Source organism: Klebsiella sp. 7-CIP_Kleb., from assembly GCF_050378655.1.
Taxonomy (GTDB): domain Bacteria; phylum Pseudomonadota; class Gammaproteobacteria; order Enterobacterales; family Enterobacteriaceae; genus Klebsiella; species Klebsiella quasipneumoniae.
Genome location: NZ_JBNRLJ010000031.1, coordinates 1 through 1,458, shown reverse-complemented (window position 1 = coordinate 1,458; position 1,458 = coordinate 1). Strand labels below are relative to the sequence as shown.

At 53.2% G+C, this 1,458-nt stretch carries 2 protein-coding genes and 1 pseudogene; 1 reads left to right on the top strand and 2 read right to left on the bottom strand.

Annotation, left to right across the window (positions count from 1 at the left end):
- Together ACQUTI_RS26275 and ACQUTI_RS26270 are read right to left on the bottom strand one after the other, a co-directional pair.
- A partial coding sequence (locus tag ACQUTI_RS26275; protein WP_141405403.1) for a hypothetical protein occupies positions 1 to 277 on the bottom strand: 277 nt, incomplete at its 3' end.
- Between the two features lie 50 nt (positions 278 to 327).
- The gene (locus tag ACQUTI_RS26270) at positions 328 to 906 is read right to left on the bottom strand and encodes a recombinase family protein (RefSeq protein ID WP_023325176.1); all 579 of its coding nucleotides are present in this window, start codon (positions 904 to 906) and stop codon (positions 328 to 330) included.
- Positions 907 to 996: 90 nt separating this feature from the next.
- Here ACQUTI_RS26270 and ACQUTI_RS26265 point away from each other — a divergent pair.
- A pseudogene (locus tag ACQUTI_RS26265) lies at positions 997 to 1,458 on the top strand (flagellar biosynthesis protein); the annotation flags it as partial.

The window sequence follows — 1,458 nt, the reverse complement described above, 5'->3', positions numbered from 1 at the left end:
AAACATCTTCTGGATAGCGTTCTCTTCTACGAGCAATGATCCCCTCCACTGGAGGGGTTGATTCAACACGTAGCTCCTTCAGGTGACCCTGTTTTCGTATCAGTATCAAGCCATCATCAATATCATCATATCGAATACTCAGCAGCCTTCCAGCGCTTAAACCTGTGTGAAAAATTAACGCCCACAAGTCTGCCCATGTATCTGAGATGGAAACAAGATTGCTGTTAATAGTTAAAAATTGTTCAAAACTTATTGTTTTCTTACCGTTCACGAACAAACCAAACTGTTTTCAAAAATGAAAGTACTTATTATCTCAAATGTTACATATCACGGGAAGGGCAGGAATCCTTGATCGCGGACGGCAGCAGGAAAGTATTTGTAGATCGTCTTCACCCCCACCCCTATCACATCAGCCACCTGCTGCCGGGTAGCGCCGTTCTCCAGCATTCTGCGGCACCGCTCCACAACCTCAGTGGTCATTACCCGGCGGCGTCCGCCTACTCTCCCCTGCTCCCTCGCTGCGGCTAAACCGGCTCGGGTACGCTCGACGATCAGCTCGCGCTCCATTTCCGCCAGGGCGCTCATGACGTGGAAGAAAAAGCGGCCTGCTGGCGTACTGGTATCGATGCTGTCGGTAAGACTGCGAAAATTCACCCCGCGCGCCTGCAGCTCCGACACGAGTGTAATCAAATCGCGCACGCTGCGACCCAGCCTGTCCAGCTTCCAGACCACCAGCACATCGCCCGGGCGCAGCCGCCGTAAGGCGCGCTTTAACCCTGGCCGCCGGGCATTCTTCCCGCTGGCCATATCCTCGAAAAACAGCTCACATTCTGCGCGGATCAGCGCGTTTTTCTGTAAATCGAGGTTTTGATCCCCGGTCGATACCCTCGCATAGCCAATCAGCACTATCTAACTCCTTGAAATAGCTGATTGTAAAAAGCCGCGGCCATTCGCTCAAACCCTCGTTTGGGCGAACGCTTTTTTGGAGCAAAAAACATGGCCGAACTTAACCCGCCTTTGGGAACGACGACGCCTGAAATTTTCCTGGATAACGTCAAGCGCGCTGACGAACTGGTGAACGGTCCGGCAGGAACAGTTAACGACCGAGCAGGTGAACCGCTGGATACGTGGCGTCAGATGATGGCGAAAAACGATGAGGTCAGGCAGAACATCATTCCGCTCAGTAAGCAGTACGCGACGCTGGCGGCGGCGCAGGCAGACATCGCGAATATTCCCGAGGGGAGCACCGCCTATTACCGCAGCCCGGACGACAGCGCCCTCGCGATTGAGGTCATGAACGTTGGCGGGACGCTGACCGCAACCGGACGAAAAATGCCATCACAGGAATATGTCGAATCTGTCGATGAATATGTGACAACCAGACTATTTAGCGATGTGCTTCCCGGCATTCCCTTCCTTCTACAGGATGAGGAAAGCGGTGTCATTATGTTCGGCGAG